The sequence below is a fragment of the Actinoplanes utahensis genome (assembly GCF_016862455.1).
In the GTDB taxonomy this organism is placed as follows: domain Bacteria; phylum Actinomycetota; class Actinomycetes; order Mycobacteriales; family Micromonosporaceae; genus Actinoplanes; species Actinoplanes utahensis.
Window position 1 is genome coordinate 1 of record NZ_BOMZ01000134.1, and the last position, 3880, is coordinate 3880.

The window sequence follows — 3880 nt, forward strand, 5'->3', positions numbered from 1 at the left end:
ATGCCCTGGCTGGCAGTAGAAGACGTCCAGGCCATAGTGCGAGCGGAACGCGGTCCAGCGTTGGGTCTCGATGCGCTGCCGGCTGAAACCGAGCACCTTGGCGACCGCGGAGCGCAGGTTGTCGTATCGGACTTTTCCGGTCGGCGCCCCTCCGAGCCGCTTCAGCGCATGGACGTGGCCTTCGAAGAACGCCTCCTGGCCGCCGGAGGCGAAGATCCGGTGGATTGCTTTGCCGGAGAAGGACATCCGGAACGAGAACAACATGCAGGTGACGGGCTCGCCCCGCAGGTTGATCACGACTTCGCCGAAGTCGACTTCAGCCTCGGCGCCCGGCCGGTGAGTCTGCGGGAAGAACGCCTTGATCGGGCCGCGGCCTGACTCTGCCCTGATCTTCGGCTTGCGGTCGGCGACGTAGGTCCGGACGACCTGGTAGGAGACGTCAGCCATACCGTGTTCGTCGAGCAGCCGGTGATAGATCCGCCGGACGGTGTGCCGCTGCTTTCGCGGGGCATCAAGATCGGCCCGCAAGATGTCGTCGATCGCCGGCTTGAACGGGTCAAGCTTCGATCCTCGCGGCGGCATCGCCTTGCGCGGCGGCGGCAACGCTGACGCCATCGCCGCGCTGACCGTGCGACGACCGACGCGGTGCTTCTCCTCGATCGCCCGACCCGACATCCCCGCAGCGAGATCGCGGCGGATCGCCACGAACAACTCGATCTTCGACATCCGCGGCATCGGCCGGCCTCCGTCTCGGGTCAGCCGATGCTCCCACCGCCACGGATGGTGTCGAAACTCGCGGACATCGAATCCATCCCTTCGAGCGTCAACCTCCCGTGGTGTCGAAACAGACGGACAAAACCCACGTCAGAGCCTGCCAGGCCGCTGCGCGGTGCCCTGACAGGCACCACGGCTACTCAGGCTCCTATTGGTGGCCTCGGGCGCGCTGACGCGCCGTCGCGAGGGCGTCGTGAGACGGACAACATTGCTAAATGGGGGGCTCCCCTGCTTAATATCCGGGGTAAGCCCCCACCTAAGGCCATCGTGATCCCTCGACCAACCGGGATCATCCAGGCCCGGCAGCTCTGACGTGCACCGTCGTCCCTCGAAGGGTTTTCCCGTGAAGATCGCCATCCTCGGAGCCGGCAACGTCGGCATCCCCCTGGCAAAGGCGTTCGCCGCCCACGGCCACGCCGTGAAGCTCGCGAACTCGCGCGGCCCTGAGACGCTGCGCGAGCTCGCGGCCTCCCTCGGTGTCACCGCGGCGTGGACGGCGGACGCGGTCCGCGACGTCGACGTGATCATCACGACGGTCAACCTCAACAGTTATGCGGCGATCCGCCCGCTCCTCGACGGCGTGCCCGACGACGTGCCAGTCATCGACACCGGGAACTACCACCCCTACCGCGACGGTCACATCACCGCCATCGACGACGGCCAGATCGAGGCCCACTGGATCTCCGAGCAGCTCGGCCGCCCCGTCACCAAGGCCTGGAATGCCGTCCTCGCCCAGACCCTCGCCGAGAAGGGCGCCCCGGCGGGCACCCCGGCACGCATCGCCCTGCCCGTCGCCGGCGACGACCCTGACGCCCGGCGGCTCGCGGCGGAACTGACCGACATCACCGGCTTCGACCCGGTCGACATCGGCGGGCTGGACAACACCTGGCGCGCCCACCCCGGCACCGCCGCCTACTGCACCGAACTGCCCCGCGAAGCCCTGTTGCAAGCGGTCGAACGTGCCGACCGCCGGCATGCACCGCTGCGCCGTGACCTGTGCATGCAGGCCTTCGTGTCCTTCGGCGACGCCTTGGACCGGGAGAGCACCGTCCGGCTGCACCGCGCCATCACCCTGACCCCGGATCCGGCCTAAGTTCACTCACTCTGCAAGGCATGCTTGCTGACCTGCCACGCAGGGACCGCTCACCCGGTCCCCGGACAGCCGGCGACGGATCCTCAGACTCCACGGGAAGGACACGACATGGCTCCACCCCCAGCGCGGGTTCGGCGCATCCGTTCCGACTCCGAGCGCAACCGTTCGCTGATCCTGGCCGAGGCCGAGCGGCACTTCGCGCAGTCGGGCGTCGGGGCCTCGCTGGAGGCGATCGCGCGCGACGCCGGGGTCGGGTCCGCGACGCTGTACCGCCACTTCCCGACCCGCGACGACCTGATCGCGGGACTGGTCGAGCAACGCTCCACCCAGATGGCAGCAGAGATCGAGCGAATCCAGCAGCTGGCCGACACCGGCGAGGCGCTGTGCTCCTGGCTTGTGGTGGTCGAGGAGTTCTTCAGCGCCTTCGAGGGCTTTCCAGGACCGGTCCGTACGGCGATGACCGGGGTGCAGAACCGCCTCGCCGTTACCTGCGCCGGGTTCGTCGACCAGACTGCACAGTTCCTGCAGGCGGCCCAGCGGGACGGCAAGGCCCGCGAGGGTCTGCGCCCTCTCGACCTGTTCCTGATGGCCCTCGCATTGAGCTGGGTCCGTGGCTCCTCGCTGGCCGACGAGCCGTCACCGGACAATCTGCGAGCCATCTTCCAGGACGGCTTCCGCACCTGAGCCCTCCCGTCAGGGCTGTGACTCTCGGAGGTAGCGCCAGGCACCGCATACCTGCGATCTACTGATGATCATGCCGTCGCAGCAGCCCACGCCCGTGAACCAGGCTCAGTCCTACCACGCAATCATCCTCTTCAAGAAAGCTGTTCTGACATGAAGCGCTGGCAAGCAACAGAGTTCGGCATGCCGCAGGCCGTCCTGAAACTGGTCGAGGTAGCCCTGCCCGAACCGGGTCCGCGAGAGGCACGTGTGCGGGTCCTGGCCGCCAGTGTGGCCCTTCCCGACCTACTGATGGTCCAGGGCCGCTACCCCTTCGTCCCCGCACCCCCGGTGTCTCCCGGCCAGGAGATCGTGGGCATCGTCGAGGAAGCCGGCTCCGGCTACCCCTTCCCGGTAGGCACCCGGATCATGGGCAACAGCCGCGCCGACATCGCGATCGGCGGCCTCGCCGAGTACACCCTCAGCCCGGCCATCGGGGCGGTGCCGGTCCTGCCGGAACTCACCGACAGCCAGGCAGCCGGGTTCCCCGGCTCCTTCCACGTCGCCCACATCGGCCTAGCCCACCGGGCCGCGCTCCAACCCGGCGAGACACTGCTGGTCCTCGGCGGCTCAGGACGCACCGGCTCCGCCGCGATCCAGCTCGGCCAAGCCCTCGGCGCCACCGTCATCGCCACCGCCCGCAACCATGACAAAGCCCGCTTCTGCCAGGCCCAGGGCGCCGACCACGTCATCAACCTCCGCGAACAGCCCCTCACCGACACGGTCCGTGACCTCACCGGCGGCCACGGCGCCGACGTCATCTACGACACCGTCGGCGGCGAAACCTACGACCAGGCCACGCACGCCATCGCCCGAGCGGGGCGCGTCCTGTTGGTCGGCTTCGCCAGCGGGACCTGGGGCCAACCCGACCCCCAGCACATCATGTTCCACGACTACTCCGTCAGCGGAGCCCTGTCCGCCTTCCGCCACGACACCGAACGCGACGAAACCCTCAACGCCCTCGCCGACCTCCTACGGCAAGGCGCCATCAGCCCGCCCGTCACCGACCACTACACGTTCGACGACGTCCCCGCGGCCATCACCAGCCGCAGCGGTGACGCCGTCGGCCAAGCCGTCGTCACCGTGGCCTCAACGGCCGAACTCGAAGCCGCACCGTAGACGGCGGCTAACTGCTGCCCCCTCGATCCACAACGACGTCTCGCCGTATGGTGATCGACCTGATGCTCTGGTGTCGAAACTCGCCGACACGAAATCCACCGACGATCAAGTGGTGTCAAAAGCAGCGTTCAAACGGTGTTGGGAACCACGGAGATAGTCACGGGCTCAGTGGTA

4 protein-coding genes are annotated in these 3880 nt (G+C 67.9%); 3 read left to right on the forward strand and 1 reads right to left on the reverse strand.

Going from position 1 to position 3880, the window contains the following annotated elements:
* Nucleotides 1–726: IS21 family transposase (gene istA / locus Aut01nite_RS42950; RefSeq protein ID WP_161790732.1), on the reverse strand; the 726-nt coding region annotated here is incomplete at its 3' end.
* A gap of 391 nt (nt 727–1117) precedes the next feature.
* On the opposite strand from istA, the gene Aut01nite_RS42955 reads away from it, so the two are divergent.
* The 3 genes from Aut01nite_RS42955 to Aut01nite_RS42965 all read left to right on the forward strand — a co-directional run bounded on the left by Aut01nite_RS42955 (nt 1118) and on the right by Aut01nite_RS42965 (nt 3706).
* A complete protein-coding gene (locus Aut01nite_RS42955; RefSeq protein ID WP_043530802.1) occupies nt 1118–1867 on the forward strand; it encodes an NADPH-dependent F420 reductase in 750 nt (249 codons plus the stop codon).
* Between the two features lie 108 nt (nt 1868–1975).
* Nucleotides 1976–2551: a TetR/AcrR family transcriptional regulator gene (locus Aut01nite_RS42960; RefSeq protein WP_043530800.1), complete on the forward strand. Its 576-nt coding sequence runs from the start codon at nt 1976–1978 to the stop codon at nt 2549–2551.
* Between the two features lie 150 nt (nt 2552–2701).
* Nucleotides 2702–3706, forward strand: a complete 1005-nt coding sequence (locus Aut01nite_RS42965) for an NADPH:quinone oxidoreductase family protein (RefSeq protein ID WP_063958852.1) — start codon at nt 2702–2704, stop codon at nt 3704–3706.
* Nucleotides 3707–3880: the final 174 nt, after the last annotated feature.